We start from the raw sequence: 18,235 nt of genomic DNA, 5'->3' as shown, positions 1-18,235 counted from the left end.
AGGGCACATCCGGTAACCAGCAGGACGAGAGAAAGTGAAATAACGGGCAAAACGATAGATTTCATTGTAATTAACCTTCTTGAGTCGCGAATTCATCAAATCCGGCCGAAAATTTTAAATAAATTCTTGTCTTTATTTTCTGCTGGCGGCGCATCCTAGCACCCAAAATTTTGATTACAAAATGTTCGAATGGGCAGGTTTTAAAAATTTCGTGTCGTTGTATATTCGCCCCTCTGTTTTTTGTTTAAGATTGTGGTGGTTCTTAAAAAATCCATAAAAAACAATAACTTGGTTGTTTGTTTGATGGATTTGAGATATTTTTTATTTTTTTGTTTGCAGTGTTGTATTTGGTGATTTTTGAAAGAAGCCTGTAATGAGTGATGATTTTAAGAAATTAAGAATTTGCGCGCTTCTTTTGGTGTTTTTGTTGTTTCAGGGGTGTGCCAGCTCGAGTGCGACAAAAATAAAAGACGGTGCGCTGGCATTGGTTGGGCTTGTGCCGGCGGAGAGCCTTTCCAAAGCCGCTGCAGCGCCTGCCAAGCCCACCCGTGTAGAGGTGTTTGCCGGCCGCAACCTGAATGCCGATGAGCGTCAGCGACCGATGGCGGTGGTGATCAAGTTCTATCGTCTGCGTGATCCGGCGGCCTTCATGCAGGCGCCCTATGAGCTGTTGGCTGATGGTCAGGCGGAAAAAGGGGCACTGGCCAGTGATGTGATCGAGGTGAAGGAGTTGGTGGTCACGCCTGGTCAAGAGGTCGTGCGTCAGGAAATGCTGGCAGGGGATGCCACCTATCTCGGCGTGGTGGCGCTGTTTCGCAAGCCGCATCCGGACAGGTGGCGACTGGTGTTTTCGGGAGCGGAGCCAGCCAATGCCAATGGCGTGGTTATGGGGGCGCATGCCTGTGCGATGACGGTGTCGCGCGGCGTGCCTTTCAATGCGCAGCTGGTCAATGCCGGCTCGTTGGGTGGCGTGTCGTGCAAGTGAGCGTAGCGGGTGAGGTAGCTAAGACGTGAAGAAAGTTCAGAAGTTGATGTGGGGCGAGGGCTTGTTTCTGAAGCCCCAGCATTTTCAGCGCCAGGATCTGTATCACGAGCAACGTTTGGCGACTGGTTTGCACGCGGTGCACCCCTGTTTGTGGGGAGTGGGCTCCTTGAGTGTGGACCGCGATGCGCTGGATAGTGGCTCCTTGCGGCTTGTGGAAATCAAGGCGCTGGCTCAGGACGGGGAGCAGATCGATGCGCCCTATGTAGACCCATTGCCGGATCCGCGCTCCCTGGCGGACTTCGACCTGCCAGCGGAAGGCCTGGTCTTTCATCTGGCACTGCCCTTACTGCGTCCGGAGGGAGGGAACTACGCTCAGGCGGGGGTACGGGCGGCGCAGGCGGCTCGTTATCTGCTGGCGAATGAAGAGGCCGGTGACCTGTATACGAATGCGGTGAGCGGAGATCTGACGGTGCTGCGCAAGCAAGTGCGTCTGCTGGCCGATACGGAGCCGCGTGATCAGTGCGTGTCGTTTCCGTTGCTGAAAGTGCGCCGTACAGCCACAGGGGGTTTCGAGCTGGATCCTGGCTTCGTGCCACCTTCACTCAGCGTACTCGCCTCACCGTTCCTGAATGGCATGTTGCGCCGTCTGCTGGATATGTTGCAGGCCAAGTGTGAGGCGCTTTATGGCCATCATCGTGAGCCGTCCAAGCATGTGATCGAGTTTCGCTCGGGCGACGTGGCGTCTTTCTGGCTGCTGCATACCGCAAGCTCCGGTTTTGCCGAGCTTTCGCATTATCTGCATCTTCCTCAATTGCATCCGGAGCGGTTGTTCCAGAGCATGCTGCGTCTGGCGGGACAGTTGCTGACCTTTTCGAAGGCCTATTCGCTGGCTGATCTGCCTGCCTACAAGCACCAGGATCCTGCGCCGGGCTTTCAATTGCTCGATCGCATTATTCGCGATCTGATTGATACGGTGATCTCGGCACGCTATGTGACCATCACCATCACCGAGAGCAAGCCTGGTCAGTACTCTGGTCGTCTGGAGTCCGACAAGCTGGGGGCGAACGCTTCGCTGTATCTGGCGGTTGGGGCTGACATGCCGCCGGCAGAGTTGGTCGAAGCCGTGCCGCTGCGGGTCAAAGTGGGAGCCCCGGACGATGTGGACAAGCTGGTCCTCTCGGCCATGCCCGGTATCAAACTAATGGCTGCGCCACAGGTGCCTGCGGCCATTCCGGTACGCCCCGGCAGTTACTACTTTTCTATCGAGCCACATGGCGCCATTTACGAACGCATGCTGCAGGCACAGAGCATCGCGATTTATGTGCCCTCAGGCTTCAAGGATCTCAAACTCGAACTCATGGCGGTGATTGAATGAGCCTCTCTGCTCCGACCCTCTTCGGCAATGCGCCGGCCCAGCCCAAGGCAGAAGCACCGCGTATCGCGCGCAGCCTCGCAGACCTCATGCACGACGGCTTCTATCTGCTTTTCATGTTGCGAAACCGCGCTGCCCCGGCGGATGCCAACGTGTTTCGCGAGCGCATCCGGCGTTTCCTCGACGAGTTCGAGCGTAATGCGAAGCGCCAGAATGCTTCGGCGGATGACATCTATGACGTGAAGTACGCCTTCTGCGCCGCAGTGGATGAGGCCATTCTCGGCTCACGTTTTTCGGTGCGTGACGAGTGGGAGCGTCAGCCGCTGCAGCTTGCGCTCTTCGGTGAGCAACTGGCCGGTGAGGGCTTCTTTGAGAAGCTGGAGCAACTGCGCGCCCAAGGGGCTCGGCGTGTGCAGGCGTTGGAGGTGTTTCACCACTGTCTGCTGCATGGCTTTCGCGGCAAGTACCTGCTTGAGGGGCCGGAGAAGATCAATTACCTGATCGCCCGGGTGGGAGATGAAGTGGTGCACCACAAGGGCAAGCGGGCGGCTTTTGCGCCGCATTGGGCGATCCCGGATCGCATCCGGCATGCTCTGCGCAGCGAAGTGCCGGTGTGGGTGATTGCCAGCGTCATGGGTCTGATGGGAGTGCTGGGCTTCATTGGTCTGCGTGCCTATCTGGATCATCAGACCGGCAAGACGCTCGCTTCCTATCAGGAGCTGTTCAAGCTCGCGCCGCGTCAGGCGCGGATCACGATCACCCTGCCTTGATTCGGCTTCGTCGTATTTTCCCGAGCTTCTGATGGACATCTCTTCTGCCAGTACGAGTCTCTTTGCCGGTCTGGGTGGCATGCTGCCCAGCCGCGAGGATTTTCTCAAATCCCTCTCCCAGCATGCACGTCTGCTGACGCTGGTTTGCCCGCTGCCGGAGGCCTCCCTGCTGGTTGAACAGATGCGCGGGCGCGAGGCGGTGTCGGAGGATTTTCAGTTCGAGATCCAGTGCCTGGCGAGCTCGGCGCATCTGGAGCTTAAAGCCCTGATCGGCGAAGAGCTCACCTTGCGTGTCCTGCTGGCAGACGGGCGTAGCAGCCGAAGCTGGCATGGTCTCGTGACGGCCGCTACCCAGCTGGGGAGCGATGGTGCACTGGCGCGCTATGCCCTGAAGCTGCAGCCGTGGACGGCCTGCATGGCTCTGCGCCGTAACAGCCGGATCTTCCAGGATAAAAGTGTTGAAGACATTGCGCGCGAAGTGTTTGCTGACTACCCGGCCGGCGCCTTCGAATTCCGTCTCAGCGAAACCTTGCCGCTGCGCAGCCTGTGCGCCCAATACCGCGAAACGGATCAGGCCTTCCTGGCGCGCCTGTTTGCCAGTGAAGGTTTGTCCTTCTACTTCGAGCATCTGCAGGATGAAGCCGCCTCGGGCGAGCTGGCGCATACCCGCCACAAACTCATCATCGTCGATGGCAGCAGCGAGGCTCCCGAGAGTCGTCAGCCGCTTGTGCGCTTTCATCGCAACAACGCGACCGAAGCCAGCGACAGCATTCAGACCTGGCAGAGCGCGCGCAGCCTCGGCAGCAATGCCGCGACACTGGCCAGCTGGGATTACCGGCAATTGCTTGCTCCCGCAGCGAGCAGCGACGCTGACTTTTCTGCACAGGGCGGGGCAGGGGATTTGCCTCGTCTGGAAGACTATGACGCCTCGGGCGCCTATCGCTTCAGCGATCAGGCGGCGGCCGAGCGCAGCGTGCGTCTGCATACGGCTTTCATGGCACTCAGTGGCGGCGCGAATCGCAGCACCGGCAGCGTTCGCCAACTGGAGGCAGGCAGCAGCTTCACGCTCACGCAGAATCCATCCATCCAGGGCGAGGCAGCGCGGCAGCGCGTGCTGATCGTCGAGCACGAGGCCAGCAACAACCTTGACAGCGAAGCCCGTGCTGCGGGCGCGCAAGCGCGCATCGAACGCGGCATTTATCGCAATCGGGCAGTCAGCGTTCCTCTCTCGCTTCCCCTTGTGCCGCGCCCCCTTCCCAAGCCTGCCGTGCCGGGCCTGCAGACCGCACTCGTTGTCGGCACGCAGAACGCGCAAGCCTTGGGGACCTGTAGCGAGCGGGATGGGCGGGTTCGCATCCAGTTTCACTGGCAGCGTGGTCAGCAGCCCAACCTGGGGGGCCTCGCGCACGACACCGAGCGCGCTACGGGGGAGCTGGGTAATGGCACCTGGGTACGCGTGGCCGAAGCGCTTGCCGGCGCCAACTGGGGCAGCCACTTCACGCCGCGAATCGGCAGTGAAGTGCTGGTGGATTTCCATGAGGGCGATATTGATCGTCCGGTCATCGTTGCTGCCTTGCATAACGGGCAGGACGAAGTGCCCTGGCCTGCCGGTGAGGCGGCTAACCACTCTGGCGTGGTGGCGGGCATTCACGCTCCGACGCTGGATGGCAATGGCTGGAGCCAGTGGCAGATTGATGACGCCACCGGGCAACTACGCACCCGTCTTGCCAGCAGCGCCTTTGCCAGCCAGCTCAATCTGGGGCACCTGATCCATCACAGCCCGAGCGGCAGTCAGCGTGGTGCCGGGCGCGGGCAAGGCTTCGAGCTGCGCACCGATGGCTGGCAGATCCAGCGTGCCGCCAAAGGCATGCTGATCTCCGCTACGGCGCGTCAGAACGCAGGATCAATCCAGCTGGACACCACAGAAGCCGCCGGCCAGCTCAAGGCCGCGAATGACACCGCCCAGCGTCTCTCGGATGCCGCGACCCAGTCCGAAGCCGATGCGCTCGCCCAGGCCCAGAAAATCGAAGCCTTCCGCCAGCGCATTCATCCTGAGGCCCCGCCGCCTGACGGCAACGCACGCCCGGATCGCGAGCTCAAGCCCTTTGAGGGGCCGGCCTTGCTGATGGAAGCGCCGGCCAGCATCGCTTTGGCCACGCCGGCCAGCACCACCCTGTTTGCAGGAGAGCATCTCTCGGCGACGATACAGGGCGATACCCAGCTGACGGCGCAACACACCGCCAGTTTCGTTTCGGGTGACGCCACCAGCCTCTACACCCACGCCGGCGGCATCAAGGCGATCGCCGCCAACAGCCCGCTCAGCCTCCAGTCCCACAACGGCCCGCTTGAAGTGCTGGCTGATCAGAACGTCACGGTGACCAGCAGCAACGACGAGATCCACGTGCTGGCCAACAGCAAGATCGTGCTGCAGGCGGGGCAGAGCTCGATCACGCTGGAAGGCGCGAACATTACCTTTGCGTGTCCGGGGAAGTTCATGGTGAAGGGGGCGCAGCATGTGATGGCGAGTGGGGCAGCAAGTGCAGCAAGTTTGGGGGCTCTGCCGAGTGGCGCGATGGGGGCAGTCGCTAGCAATGAGTCACAAGATTTGGCGATGCCATCCTTGGCGGCAACCACTTATGACACTCACTACTTGGTTAAGAGTGAATCAAGTGGAGAGCCAATGGCGAACGTCAGGTATTGCATCACCCTGTCGGATGGGCGTCGTTTCGTCGGCACTACCGATGAGAACGGATTGACCGAGAAGGTCACAGCCGATCGCCCCTTGTTATCAACAATTCAGGTGCCATTCAATGACGCAAACGCAACAAGCCCTCGGCTCTCAAGCGCAAAGCAGCAGTGCTCCTGCTAGTCCACATACTGTTCAACTGACGCCGGTTACAGATACAGCTCCTGCTGTTGTGGTTGCAAACAACGAGAGGAGCGGCGCGCAATGGGTTGAGCGATTTCCAACCAGTGCGGCTACGAGCGATCTTGCAGACGGGTTTCGTGAGGATCTTGAAAGCTTCGTGGCGGCTTTGCGTTCCGCTGGGGCGACGGTAACGATCTCTGCGACCTTACGTCCGCCAGAGCGAGCCTACCTGATGCACTGGTCTTGGAAAATATCAAAACAGGATCAAGACCCCAGAACAGTTCCTGCAAGAGCGGGTGTAAACATTGACTGGGTTCACAATGATGCTGCTGGGGTCTATTCAGCATCGGTCTCGAAAGCCGCCGCGACAGCCATGGTGAATGCCTATGGAATGCAGAGTCTCGGGGTGGCCCCGTCGCTGACATCTCGTCACATAGAGGGTAATGCTATTGATATGAGCATTAGTTGGACGGGGACGCTGTCGATAATAAATGCCTCAAAGAAAACGGTGGCCATTGCAACGACACCTAGGACAGGCATGAACACGAAGCTTCACGAGGTTGGCGCGACATACAGTGTTACCAAGTATAACGGTTCGGGCTCGGACGCCCCTCATTGGTCAACGGACGGAAGGTGAGTTGTGAACAAAAATCTCGGTGCAGTTGCGACGCTGCTACTCTTATTTTTTTGCACGGTCGCTGAGGCAGCAGTGCCTTCGGATGTTGCGAAATTTGTTGCTCGCCGCGAACGGTGTGATCACTTTCGGGGAGAAGAGGTTTACGACGAAAGGCGAGGTCAGTACTTGGCTAAGAAAGTCTTTAAATACTGCACAGGAACTGACCGTCAGCTACTTGCACTGAAGAATCGCTACAAATCGGATAGCGATGTCCTCAAAAGCCTGAGCGAGTTTGAGGAGCGAATCGAGATATCGCCGAAGTAGTGCCAGCCAGTGTGAACAGCGGGTCATGAACAGCGGGGGCAGGTCTTGCCTTTTGGGTCAAGGCTGGGGTCAGGTCTTGAATTGGGTCAAGGCTGGGGTCAGGTCTTGAATTGCGGCATTTCAAGAAAGGTTTTGAGCAGTCTTTCTTTTAGTTTGTGGCGAAATTTAAGATATTGCCATTTATTGGAAATTATTTATTTCAAGACCTGGTCCGCGTAGCCTCCGTATCCAGATTAATTACTCGCGAATAGAAGGCCCGATTGAAACTGGTTGGGATTTCAAGGACTTTGAAGGCCAGCACGACATTATTGGCCTGCCAAATCCGTTGAAGGAATGAAACGCATGCAACGCAATCTGAACCGCGAGGCGCACCTCTGGTACACGATCACTTCACCCGAATATATGGATCGGGCATTTGATCATTTACAAGAGGCATTCGATGTATTCATGCCGTGTGTAGAGCGGCATCCGTTTATTGTTGACTATGCGCCGGTTCCCCGCGGTGGTGAGCGCATGGAGCATTTGCTGGAGACCTATGACAATGCAAGAGCCTTGCTTGTTCAGGGCGAATACGACGAGATGTTGCGTTGGGGGGGGTACCTTGAGAATACGCCCCGGGTCTTTGAAGAAGGCAACATGAGCTGGATGGACGGCAAAGCAGAGTCCTTTATGCGCAAGCTTGAAAAAGCCTACAGCATATGTAGTGAGTTCGGCATTGCTGTAACTAATAGCCAGATGTACACCAGCGACGGCTATAAAACGCATACGAAGGACTGGCGTATTTGTGTGCCTGAAGACATGGGCATTGCCGGTGATCGCATCGCACGCAATCACGAGAAAGACATCTATCTCGACATCTATCCCGAACGCCCCGCCGAAATCCCGGAGTACGCCGTCGATAAATCCATTTCCTGCAAGACCGGCGAAATCGTGCCGTGGACGGGAGTATGGGTGCCGGCAACAGGGATGGGCACGGCTGCCTTGGCCTTTGCCCGCCAAGGCATCCAGATCATGCAACCCGCCTATGAAGTGACGTTTGAAGATCCTGAGGATGGAAGTCAGGCGTTCGAACTCGTTGAAACCACCTGGCATCCGGTTCGTCCCACGGGTCACATGGTTCCACTTCCTCCGCCAGAGCCTGACGAGGGTGAGGATGAGGATAGAGATCGCTTGCGCTGCCCGGCCGGCCAATCATGCCCTCAGACCGGCTACTGGATGACGCCTGCCAAGGAGGATTCTCGCCGCATGTTCAAGCAGGGAGATGTGATGCCGGATCTGGACTCCAATTACGGTGCGACGATATGGCAGTGGGATGTTGCGCAGGAGTGATTACTTGTTAATGGTTCGGCGTGCCACGCTGAGTATTTCTAGGACAGGGAGTTTGAAGTGAAGATTAGATTCGTTCTGTATTTGTTTGCCCTCGGCTTGAATGCCTGCGCATTGTCTTCAGGCAATAAGCCCGAGGAGCAACAAGTCCAGCTGCCCGAACGCTTCATGGGCGTGAATATTTTTGTGGCCACCGATCCGGTGAAAATTCCCGAGAAGGGGGTGGCTATGCAGGTGATGCCGGATCCGCGCAAACCGATTCCGTACGACGAAAGTGCGGCTTCTGAAACCCAGCAGATGGTTTATGGCTTTGCGGTGGATTTGCGCGAGAACATTGAGCCGGTTTTTCGCCAGCAGAACGTGCAGGCCTTCAGTTACATCGCGGGAGCGAATTACCGTTGGGACGAGTTGCGCAAGGATCAGCGTAATTATTCCCTGGTGATCTGGCCGACCCGCAGCAGTCTGCAGGGGCAGGAGGTGGATGTGCGGGCTGTGCTGGTGCATGAGGGGAGTGGACGCCAAGTGTGGCAATACACCTTCAAGGATCCTTATCGCAGCAGAAATGCTGTGCTGGGTGGTTATACGCGCAGTGAGCGGTTGAGCATCGTGCGCGCCATGTCGGAAAAGTTGCTCACCGAGATGAAGTTGCAGGGCATCCTCGTGACGGGTGGCGTTTGAATCGAGCGGCTGGGTGTTGAGCGCCCCGAACTGGCCCTTCACGTGAGCCGGTGCTGGCGGGCATGGCTTCTAACCCCGTACGCGGGGCTTCTGCAGGATCTGTATTCATGTCTGGTTTGACTTTGCGTCTGGTGATGCTCTTGTGTTGTCTGGTGTCTGCCCGGGCAGGGGCGGTTGATGCGCTTCCTTCTGCGGAATCGATGCCACTCTGGCAGGAGCAGCCCTGGGCTTTGCGTTACATCCTGAAACTGGATGCGCCGTATTTCTTTGATATCCGCGCAACGCGTGGCAAGAAAAAGCTCTCTGAAGCGAGGCCCGGGCAGGAGCAGGAGATTGAGGCTGTTGCGCAAGGGGTGCGGACCTACGTAGTAGAGAACGCGTTTCTTGAGCGGGAGGAAGTTTTTGCTTCCCTGCTGCTCGAATTCAACCGTTCCGGCGAACTCGTGTCTCGTCACTCCAGCAGGGCTCCCTTGTTCGGGCATCTGGCTCAGGATGATGAGCTGGTACTGGCTACCGGAAATGGCACGCAGGACTTTGTGTTCGGCTTGGGGCAGTGGCAGACAGCTTCCCTGGGGGAGGGGAGTGGCACGCTGCCCGCGTTGTGCTCGAAGGAGGATGAGCAACGTTATCGCCCGAATTTTCGGCCCAGCTCTGTGCTGGGAGGCTTTGGTTGTCGAGAATGGCGCGCCTACCTGGAGAATCGCAAGCTGCCCTATATCGATGTCACTTCCTACGAGCTCGAAGATGATCGCAGTGCCAAGCCGGATCGCAAGGGGCGCTATCCGCAACGAATCCTGGCGACGATCCGGCCGGTGATCGGTTGGGGGCGTTTTGATTTGCCCGCCAAACCGGTCATCGGGCGTCATGGCAAGAGCTGGTTCTGTCTGCACGACTGCCCCGGCGGTGACTTTCCCGGTTTTATCCCGAACATCGCGTCCTGGGCCGCGCGCAGTGGTTGGCCGGTGCCGAAGCCACCCAAGCGTATGCCGCTGTTCCCAGACCCTGCAAGCTGAGCATTCAGCAAGCCGCGTAGAGGTGCAGTCGGCCGCGCCTTTGCTACGTGCGCGAAGCTGGCGGCACCGATTGCCTAGAGTTTACCTGCCCCGGCATTCTTGAGCACATAGGCCGGCACGGCTTCTGGTGGGAGCAGATCGTCTGGCGTGGGTGGTGTCCAGCCCAGGTCCGAAAGGATCACTGCACGGCCTTGGGCCGCGTTAAAGCGCTCTACGATGCTGACGGCCTGGCCGTTGAGTAGAGTCCCTTTGTCCTGCAGGGCGGCCCCGACGATGAACAGGCTGACCAGCCGCGCCGGGTCACTCAGTCCCTCTATCTCGAAAACATTGTTCTGCGAGTAGATGCGTGCCGAGGTGCCGAGGCCGAAGGCGTAAGCGAAGGGGTACTGGGGATCGGTGCGACTGCTCTTGAACAGATTGTTGTAGCTGTGCAGCTTGCCGTAGCGTACAAGTTGCTGGCGTTGGCGCAGGTTCTCGAACAGGTTGTGGTGGTAGGTGACGTTGAGGCTGCCTTCGTCTGCAGGCTGGTTGTCGCTGCCTCCGACCAGCATGGATTTGTCATGGTTGAAGAAGTGGCTATTGGAGACCGTAACAAAGTCAGAGGCGTTGGTTATGTCCAGCAGACCATCGTGTGGTGTGATCTTCTGTTCAGGCTGATCGTAGGGAATCGCGAAAATATTCGGGATGGTCTTGGCCAGACTCTCGCCATCACTGAATGAGCAGTGATCGATCCAGACCCGCTTGGCGCCCTTGATTGAAATTAGGTCGAACTCTGAGTTCCAGCGTCCACCGTTGCAGCGATGCGGGCCGTGTTCGTCATCCACGAACTCGGTCTGGCATCCTGGTACAGAGTGATTCTTGCCGAAGTCGTCCACAACCGGCGCGGTACGCGTCGTGCTGTAGGAGTCTCCGGGATTCCATTGAGGGAAGTGATCGTAGGCATCTTCAAAGTGGATGTTGCGGATGATCACGTTCTCTACGCCCTTGTCGAGGTAGAGATTGCCACGGGTGATCTTTGCATCACTGCCGATGCCGATCAGGGTGGTATTAGAGGGAATCAGTACCTGTACTTGTTGCTTCTGCTTGTTCCAGGAACGCTTGCGAGCTTCTTCGAGCGGGCCGGCAATCCGGGGGGGCCTGCCATTGACGAGTGGCTGGCGATTCCAGGTGTGTGGATTGACCAGCTTCTTGTATGCCTCAAAGTCGTAACCGGGATCTGCAAAGTCCTTGAAACCGAGTTCCCGGCCGCGATCGTCCGTCATCAGGTTGATCGTGCCCTGGATGCGGATGATCTTGGGTTCGTTGCCTGCCTGTTTGAGCGCATCCAGCAACTGTTGCCGGGTGCCGACGGTATAGGTGTAGCGCTCCTTGGCTGCCATGCCCCCGGTGACGCCCCCGCCTATTGCGGCCCAGCCATCGCCAGGAGGCAGGGGCTGTCGCTCAGGAGGAACCGGCTGGGCAAAGGCGCATGCACAGGCCATTGAGACGAGAAGTGCGCAGAACCTCCGTGCTGCAGGCGTCATGACAAACTACTCCCTTGAGTGAAGCATTCAGGATCTCTTTCGTAAGGAAAAAAGCCGACGGCGAAGCGTCGGCTTTTTCACTCAGAACCGCCTTGCTCAGAGCTTGCCAGCTCCCGCGTTGGCTTTCACGTAAGCCGGAACTTCAGCGGCTGGCTTGAGCTGGCTGCCATACAGTGTCGGCTTCCAGCCCACGTTGGGACTCAGCGCCTTGCCACTGGCCGCATTCGATTCGGCCAGCAGATCAACCGGTTGGCCGTTGAAACTGGAGCCTTGATCGAAGAACACTGTGCCTCCGGTGTATGGCATGACTGCTATATCAGCCTTGCCACCGGTGATCTCGAACACATTGGCTTCAGAGTAGATTGCCGAATCTTTGCCAACGCCGATCAGGCCGCGAGCGATATTGTGTTTGGCATGGGCAGCAAGTTCCTGCTGGTGTTTTTCGTAGTCAGTCTTGGCGTTGCCCAGACCGGTTGAATTGGCTACGTAGTAATTGTTGTAAACGTGGACCTTGCCGAAACGCACACGCGGAGCGCGCTGACCGACGTTTTCAAAGTAGTTGTTGTGGATCGTGACGTTTAGTTTGCCTGTATCGAGCTTGGAGCTATCGCTGCCGCCAATCAGGAAGGACTTATCATGATCCTTGAATACGCTGTAGGAAATGGTCACGTAGTTCCCGCCATTGGTCACGTCGACCAGACCATCGTGATGCTGGACCTTTTGCGTCACTTCGTTGTGCGGGAAGGGGAAGATCGGCGGGAAGAGCTTGTCGGAGCGATCACCATCACTGAACGTGCAGTGATCAATCCAGACGCGCTTGCCACCATTGACCGAAATGTTGTCGTATTCCGAATTCCAGCGCCCGCCCGGGCACAGTTGCGGACCCGTCTTGGCATCCACATAGGCTTCCTGGCAGCCGGGATAGCTCTTGTCGATCTTGAAGCTGTCGCCCGGATCCCAGCCCGGGAAATAGTCGAAGGCATCTTCAAAAGAGATGTTACGGATGATGACGTTTTCGGACTCCGGCCCGATCCACAAGTTGCCCTTGACGATCTTGGCATCCGCACCCAGCCCCACAAGAGTGGTGTTGGAGGGGAGCTTGATCGTGATCTGGTCGCGCTGACGTTTCACCGAGGCTTCACGTGCGGCTTCCTGCGGACCATCAAGCTTGCGGTTGGGGCGGCCTTTTTCCAGCTTCTGGTTCCAAACAGCCGGCGCATAGGCCTTCATGTAGGCATCAAAATTGTAGGGCGCAACGGCGTAATCCTTCTCTGTCAATTCGCGTCCCGAATCATCACTGGAGAGATTGATCGTGCCCTGGATGCGGATGATCTTGGGGGAAGTTCCGGCTTTGGCCAGCGCAGCAACCAGTTCTTTACGGCTGCTGACGGTGAAGTCGTTTTCCGCTGTGGCGGCCGAGCCACCGGTGACGGCGCCTTCCGCGGCAGCCCAGCCATTGTTGGCAGGCATGACAGCACGGCCCAGATCCGACCCGGCAATACCTGAAGCATCGCCCTCTGCCTCCAGTTCAAAGCCGGCACAGCCGCTCAGGACGCCGATCATGGCGACCGACAGGGCCAGTATGTTTTTTTTCATGCTCTCCTCCAGATTGAATATGACAAGCAGGGCAGTGCAGGTGCCTTACCGCGCGTGAGCCGTCTGACTCCAAGTCGCGGCTCCGGTTCCGGTAAGACCGGAAACATACGCCCAAAAGCAGGCTTTCGCCAGTTCAAAAAAGTGCGTTTTTTTCAGCTTTTTGCTTCAAGCGCTTCCCAGCGTTCAAGTAACTCCAGGAGCGCTTCATCGATCTCTGCAAGGCGCGCGTTCATGGCTGGAACATCGGCGCCACGCGTGCGATAGATATCCGGGTTGGCGAGTTGTTGTTGCAACTCAGCCTGCTCCGCCTCAAGACTCGAAATCCTGCCGGGCAGGGCTTCGAGTTCGCGTTTTTCGTTGAAGCTGAGTTTGGCACTACGGTTGGCAGTGGCTTTGCGCTCTGATTCGATGGGCTTGGCGGTGCTGGTCTTGCCCGCATCGTTCTTTTCCGCGGTTTCGCGCTCTGCCGTTTTGACTCTCAGCCAGTCGTAGTAGCCGCCGGCATATTCACGCCATTTGCCATTGCCTTCAGCCGCAAGGGTCTGGGTGACGACATTGTCGAGAAAGGTCCGGTCGTGGCTGACCAGAAACACCGTTCCGTCATACGACTGCAAGAGGTCTTCGAGTAGTTCGAGCGTCTCCACGTCCAGATCATTGGTCGGCTCGTCGAGTACCAGTATGTTTGCTGGCCGCGCAAACAGGCGCGCCAGTAGCAGGCGGTTGCGTTCGCCGCCGGAGAGCGACTTCACCGGACTGCGCGCGCGCTGCGGGGAGAACAGGAAGTCTTCCAGATAGCCGATCACATGTTTGCGCGTCTTGCCGATTTCCACGTAGTCGGAGCCGGGGCTGATCACCTCGGTCAGCGGCGCTTCCGGATCCAACGCTTCGCGGAACTGGTCGAAATAGGCGATCTGCTGTTTCGTTCCCCGCCGGATGCTCCCCGTGTCCGCCTCAAGATCGCCGAGGATCAGCTTGAGCAGGGTGGTCTTGCCAGCACCGTTGGGCCCCAGCAGGCCGATGCGATCACCACGCATGATGCGTGCCGAAAAACCCTGAATGACGGCCTTGGTCCCAAAGGCTTTGCTTACGTCCGTCAGCTCGGCGATCAGCTGCCCACTCTTCTCACCACGATCCAGTTGCAGGTTGACGTTGCCAATCCGGTCACGGCGCTCGGCACGCTCGCTACGCAGCCCCTCAAGGCGTCGGACCCGACCCTCATTACGGGTACGGCGAGCTTCCACACCTTTGCGGATCCAGACCTCCTCCTGAGCGAGGAATTTGTCGAACTCGGCAGCACTCTTGGCCTCCATCTCCAGCATTTCGGCCTTGCGGCGCTGGTACTCGGAGAACGAGCCCGGGAAGCTGCCCAGCCGGCCACGATCGAGTTCGATGATGCGGGTCGCGACGTTGTCCATGAAAGCGCGGTCATGGGTGATGACCACCACGCCACCCCGAAAAGCACGGATCAACTCCTCCAGCCAGCCGATGGCCTCAACGTCCAGGTGGTTGGTGGGTTCGTCAAGTAGCAGAAGATCGGGCTCACCAGCCAGCGCGCGGGCCAGTGCCACGCGTTTGATCCCGCCGCCAGAAAGACTCGCCACCTGTACATCGCCATCAAGGCGCAGGCGGTCAATGACTTGCTCAACCTTGTGGTGCAGGCTCCAGCCGCCGCCGGCTTCGAGCTGATGCTGTAGCTCGGCCATGCGCCCCAGAGCGGCCTCTTCGCCTTGTGCCAGTGCATGGGCTGCAGCGTGATAATCAGCAATTAGGCGCGCCGCCTCACCCACGCCGTCTGCAATCGTGGCGAATACGGTCCGATCCAGAGCGAAGTCTGGTTCCTGCGCTACATAAGCCACTTTCAGTCCGGGCTGGCGCCATACCGTGCCATCGTCCAGCTTTGCCTGCCCGGCCAGAGCGCGTAGCAGACTGGATTTGCCGGCGCCGTTACGTCCAATTAGCGCGACTTTTTCTCCCGGTTCCAGTACCAGCTCGGAATGATCCAGCAGAGCCACGTCGCCAAAGGCGAGGCAGGCATTTTCAAGAGTCATCAAAGGCATGTTGCGATCGGCAGGCAAAGCAGAGGGGGCTGATTGTACCCGCCCGTCTAGTCTTTGCCGTGTATCACTCCTTCGCGAAACGGCCGCAGGGCGCTACAATGCGCGCCTTCTTGCCGCCATAGTTCAATGGATAGAACGGCCGCCTCCTAAGCGGCAGATACAGGTTCGATTCCTGTTGGTGGTACCAGCCCATGCAAGCTGGCGAGCGAGCGCGAGACGAAAAAAATGGAGCCCCGAAGGGCTCCATTTTTATTTCTGGCGGAGGCGGTGAGATTCGAACTCACGGATGTCTTTCAACATCGCCGGTTTTCAAGACCGGTGCATTCAACCGCTCTGCCACACCTCCAGAATCGGTCAGGCTTATCAGAAAGCCAAGGGAACGGCATTCTGCCGCTGCTTCGAGCCGCTGTCCAGCCTTAACGACGAGCATCCGCCCAGCAGTTGGGCGTTTCGTAGATCCGTACGTTTTCCAGCGTCAAAGCCTTGTCGCAGAGATCATTAATGTGAGGAGCGAGCAGTTCGAAGGCCTTGGCTGCGAGGTTTTCGGCGGTCGGCACCACGTTCAGTACGACCGTGCGATGCTCTGGCAGGCTGTCGAGAAAGTCGCGGATCTGTTTATCTCCTTCGTAGACCAGAAAAGCGTGATCCCAGACGTCAACTACGTACTGCCGCATCAAGGATTTGACCTCCGAGAAGTCCAGCACCATGCCATTGCGAGGATCACCATCCATCCGCGTGACATCTCCCGACACAGTGACCTCCAGCGCATAGCGATGGCCGTGCAGGTGTCGGCAAAGGCTGCGGTGATCCGGAATTCTGTGTCCGGAGTCGAATTCGAGGCGGCGGGTGATGATCACTATGAAAGTCCAGAATGTGCGGTCAGCCCACAATAGGGCAAGAGTGCTGGATTGTAGCTGAAGCAGAAACAACAAGCCCCGCCGGACGTATGCCTGGCGGGGCTTCGCTGATGCAATGCAAGCAGGGAATTACTTTTCCTTCTTCCAGGCCTTGGCTTCTTTCTTCAGGCTCTTGAACAGATCCGACTTCTGCGAGCGCAGGAACTCGACCACTTCGTAGTCGTCCTTGCGGATCTTGTTGATATCGATCTGCTCAATGTGCACTAGGCGCAGCAGGGCTTGAACCGGGCGAGGGATGCTGCGGCCACTCTCGTAGCGTGAGCCACCAGACTGTGTGACACCGATTTCAGACCAGAAATCCGACTGGTTCAGGCCCAGTTTGCGGCGGATTTCACGCACATCTACGTTTTCAACGATCTTCATATGACCTTATCCTTTTCAACGGGGTTGGGGCGAGAACCGTCATGATCGATGGTCAGTCAGAGCGGAAGTATATTAAACAACAAAAACAAACACTTCCCAAAGCATCGATCTATGACTTTGGTTATAGACGCATTCAGTATAGATCAATATTTCGGGAGCATTCAAGTGGCATTTGCTGTGTTTCCAGGGCGCTTTTCACGCTTTTACTTATAGATGCGGGCGCTTCAAGTCTGAGCACACTTGTCTAGCGCCCCCTGTATGGATCAAGCTGCTTGTTATAGAATTCGCGCCTTTACCGTTCCGGCAGCACCAAGCAAGATGGCCCTGATAGTTCAGAAATATGGCGGCACCTCGGTCGGCACCCCCGAGCGCATCAAGAATGTGGCCAAGCGCGTAGCGCGGGCGCATGCGCAAGGGCATCAACTGGTGATCGTGGTATCTGCAATGAGTGGCGAGACCAATCGCCTGGTTGCACTGGCCAAGGAAGTCCAGAGCAATCCCGATCCCCGTGAGCTCGATGTGGTCATCTCGACCGGCGAGCAGGTCACCATCGGTCTTTTGAGCATGGCGCTGCAAGCCGAAGGGATCAAGGCGCGCAGCTACACTGGCGCTCAGGTACGTATCCTGACCGACAGTTCTTTTACGAAGGCCCGGATCCAGAAAATCGATGAAGACCGCATGCGTCACGACCTTGAAGAAGGTTGTGTTGTGGTCGTTGCCGGCTTTCAGGGGGTTGATGATGCGGGCAATATCACCACGCTGGGGCGCGGTGGGTCCGACACAACCGGCGTTGCCTTGGCTGCGGCGCTGCGTGCAGATGAATGCCAGATCTACACCGATGTGGATGGCGTGTACACCACTGACCCGCGCATCGTGCCCGAAGCACGCAAGCTCGACCGCATCACTTTCGAGGAAATGCTCGAAATGGCGAGCCTTGGCTCCAAGGTACTGCAGATCCGTTCGGTCGAGTTCGCTGGCAAGTACAAGGTCAGATTGCGAGTTCTCTCCAGCTTCCAGGAAGGCGGCGAGGGGACTCTGATTACATTCGAGGAAGATATCAAGATGGAACAGCCGATCATCTCCGGCATCGCCTTCAACCGCGACGAAGCCAAACTCACCGTGCTTGGCGTGCCTGACCGCCCCGGCATTGCCTACCAGATCCTCGGGCCGATTGCTGAAGCCAATATTGATGTCGACATGATCATTCAGAACGTCGGCCAGGATGGCTCCACCGATTTCTCCTTCACCGTGCCGCGTGGCGAGCTGGATCGCGCACTGGGGATTCTCGATGGCGTCAAGGCGCATGTTGGAGCCCGTGAAGTTCGTGGCGACCGCGCTATGGCTAAGGTGTCTGTGGTTGGCGTAGGTATGCGCTCACATGTCGGTATTGCCAGCCGCATGTTCCGCACGCTGGCTGAAGAAGGCATCAATATCCAGATGATTTCCACCTCGGAAATCAAGATTTCCGTGGCGATCGACGAAAAGTATCTCGAACTTGCTGTACGCGTACTGCACAAGGCTTTCGAGCTTGATCAGGTTGCTGGTTGATCTTGACCAGCTAAGGGGAAGTGGCTAAAATGCTGCTTCTTCGCGGAGAGTTGGCCGAGTGGTCGAAGGCACTCCCCTGCTAAGGGAGCAGACGGGCAAAACCTGTCTCGAGGGTTCGAATCCCTTGCTCTCCGCCAAAGAACACAGCATCGAAAGATGTTGCTAAGGCAAGAAAAGTGGCAGATAATACTGCCTCTTGATTTTGCACCCATAGCTCAGCTGGATAGAGTACCTGGCTACGAACCAGGGGGTCGGGCGTTCGAATCGCTCTGGGTGTA

Annotated in this window: 15 protein-coding genes and 4 tRNA genes; 13 read left to right on the top strand and 6 right to left on the bottom strand. The window is 57.6% G+C overall.

Features of this window, described 5'->3' with window-relative positions; all coding sequences use genetic code 11:
• The first annotated feature begins 373 nt into the window (after window positions 1-373).
• The 9 genes from tssJ (at window position 374) to Q3Y64_RS19105 (ending at window position 9,953) form a co-directional block, all read left to right on the top strand.
• Window positions 374-985 carry a type VI secretion system lipoprotein TssJ gene (tssJ, locus tag Q3Y64_RS19145; RefSeq protein WP_101944276.1) on the top strand — a complete coding sequence of 204 codons (612 nt, stop codon included), beginning with the start codon at window positions 374-376 and terminating at the stop codon, window positions 983-985.
• Between the two features lie 25 nt (window positions 986-1,010).
• Window positions 1,011-2,360, top strand: a complete 1,350-nt coding sequence (gene tssK / locus Q3Y64_RS19140) for a type VI secretion system baseplate subunit TssK (RefSeq protein ID WP_303564478.1) — start codon at window positions 1,011-1,013, stop codon at window positions 2,358-2,360.
• Window positions 2,357-3,127, top strand: coding sequence for a DotU family type IV/VI secretion system protein (locus Q3Y64_RS19135; protein ID WP_303564475.1), 771 nt, complete (start codon window positions 2,357-2,359; stop codon window positions 3,125-3,127). The genes tssK and Q3Y64_RS19135 overlap by 4 nt, the downstream gene beginning before the upstream one ends.
• 31 nt (window positions 3,128-3,158) lie before the next feature.
• Window positions 3,159-5,996, top strand: a complete 2,838-nt coding sequence (locus tag Q3Y64_RS19130) for a type VI secretion system Vgr family protein (RefSeq protein WP_303564473.1) — start codon at window positions 3,159-3,161, stop codon at window positions 5,994-5,996.
• Window positions 5,938-6,633 (top strand): hypothetical protein, encoded by a 696-nt coding sequence (locus tag Q3Y64_RS19125; RefSeq protein WP_303564470.1) that lies wholly within the window; start codon window positions 5,938-5,940, stop codon window positions 6,631-6,633. Before Q3Y64_RS19130 ends, Q3Y64_RS19125 begins: the two co-directional genes overlap by 59 nt.
• Window positions 6,634-6,636: 3 nt before the next feature.
• Entirely contained in the window at window positions 6,637-6,936 is a 300-nt protein-coding gene (locus Q3Y64_RS19120) for a hypothetical protein (RefSeq protein WP_303564467.1), read from the top strand.
• A 342-nt stretch (window positions 6,937-7,278) separates the two neighbouring features.
• Complete coding sequence (locus tag Q3Y64_RS19115; RefSeq protein ID WP_303564464.1) at window positions 7,279-8,265, top strand: hypothetical protein; 987 nt, start codon at window positions 7,279-7,281, stop codon at window positions 8,263-8,265.
• A 57-nt stretch (window positions 8,266-8,322) separates the two neighbouring features.
• The gene (locus Q3Y64_RS19110; protein ID WP_143707462.1) at window positions 8,323-8,940 is read left to right on the top strand and encodes a hypothetical protein; all 618 of its coding nucleotides are present in this window, start codon (window positions 8,323-8,325) and stop codon (window positions 8,938-8,940) included.
• Window positions 8,941-9,047: 107 nt separating this feature from the next.
• A complete protein-coding gene (locus Q3Y64_RS19105; protein WP_303564459.1) occupies window positions 9,048-9,953 on the top strand; it encodes a hypothetical protein in 906 nt (301 codons plus the stop codon).
• 74 nt (window positions 9,954-10,027) lie between these two features.
• Here the strand turns inward: Q3Y64_RS19105 and Q3Y64_RS19100 are convergent, their stop codons facing one another.
• The 3 genes from Q3Y64_RS19100 to Q3Y64_RS19090 all read right to left on the bottom strand — a co-directional run bounded on the left by Q3Y64_RS19100 (window position 10,028) and on the right by Q3Y64_RS19090 (window position 15,129).
• Window positions 10,028-11,332 carry a polysaccharide lyase family 1 protein gene (locus Q3Y64_RS19100; RefSeq protein WP_158239277.1) on the bottom strand — a complete coding sequence of 435 codons (1,305 nt, stop codon included), beginning with the start codon at window positions 11,330-11,332 and terminating at the stop codon, window positions 10,028-10,030.
• A 240-nt stretch (window positions 11,333-11,572) separates the two neighbouring features.
• Complete coding sequence (locus Q3Y64_RS19095; RefSeq protein WP_101944263.1) at window positions 11,573-13,072, bottom strand: polysaccharide lyase family 1 protein; 1,500 nt, start codon at window positions 13,070-13,072, stop codon at window positions 11,573-11,575.
• A 152-nt stretch (window positions 13,073-13,224) separates the two neighbouring features.
• Window positions 13,225-15,129, bottom strand: a complete 1,905-nt coding sequence (locus Q3Y64_RS19090) for an ATP-binding cassette domain-containing protein (RefSeq protein WP_101944298.1) — start codon at window positions 15,127-15,129, stop codon at window positions 13,225-13,227.
• A 112-nt stretch (window positions 15,130-15,241) separates the two neighbouring features.
• On the opposite strand from Q3Y64_RS19090, the gene Q3Y64_RS19085 reads away from it, so the two are divergent.
• Window positions 15,242-15,316, top strand: a tRNA-Arg gene (locus Q3Y64_RS19085).
• A 69-nt stretch (window positions 15,317-15,385) separates the two neighbouring features.
• Here Q3Y64_RS19085 and Q3Y64_RS19080 read toward each other — a convergent pair.
• The 3 genes from Q3Y64_RS19080 to Q3Y64_RS19070 all read right to left on the bottom strand — a co-directional run bounded on the left by Q3Y64_RS19080 (window position 15,386) and on the right by Q3Y64_RS19070 (window position 16,409).
• Window positions 15,386-15,475 (bottom strand) — tRNA-Ser (locus tag Q3Y64_RS19080).
• A 70-nt stretch (window positions 15,476-15,545) separates the two neighbouring features.
• Window positions 15,546-15,986, bottom strand: coding sequence for a 6-carboxytetrahydropterin synthase QueD (queD, locus tag Q3Y64_RS19075; RefSeq protein WP_101944260.1), 441 nt, complete (start codon window positions 15,984-15,986; stop codon window positions 15,546-15,548).
• Between the two features lie 129 nt (window positions 15,987-16,115).
• Window positions 16,116-16,409 (bottom strand): DNA-binding transcriptional regulator, encoded by a 294-nt coding sequence (locus Q3Y64_RS19070; protein WP_101944259.1) that lies wholly within the window; start codon window positions 16,407-16,409, stop codon window positions 16,116-16,118.
• A 318-nt stretch (window positions 16,410-16,727) separates the two neighbouring features.
• On the opposite strand from Q3Y64_RS19070, the gene Q3Y64_RS19065 reads away from it, so the two are divergent.
• The 3 genes from Q3Y64_RS19065 (at window position 16,728) to Q3Y64_RS19055 (ending at window position 18,235) form a co-directional block, all read left to right on the top strand.
• Window positions 16,728-17,957, top strand: a complete 1,230-nt coding sequence (locus Q3Y64_RS19065; protein ID WP_101944258.1) for an aspartate kinase — start codon at window positions 16,728-16,730, stop codon at window positions 17,955-17,957.
• Between the two features lie 44 nt (window positions 17,958-18,001).
• Window positions 18,002-18,094, top strand: a tRNA-Ser gene (locus Q3Y64_RS19060).
• Between the two features lie 67 nt (window positions 18,095-18,161).
• Window positions 18,162-18,235, top strand: a tRNA-Arg gene (locus Q3Y64_RS19055).

This window comes from Uliginosibacterium sp. 31-12 (assembly GCF_030548425.1).
Lineage (GTDB): Bacteria > Pseudomonadota > Gammaproteobacteria > Burkholderiales > Rhodocyclaceae > Uliginosibacterium > Uliginosibacterium aquaticum.
The sequence above is the reverse complement of the archived record's forward strand: the minus strand, read 5'-3'. Positions and strand labels throughout refer to the sequence as shown.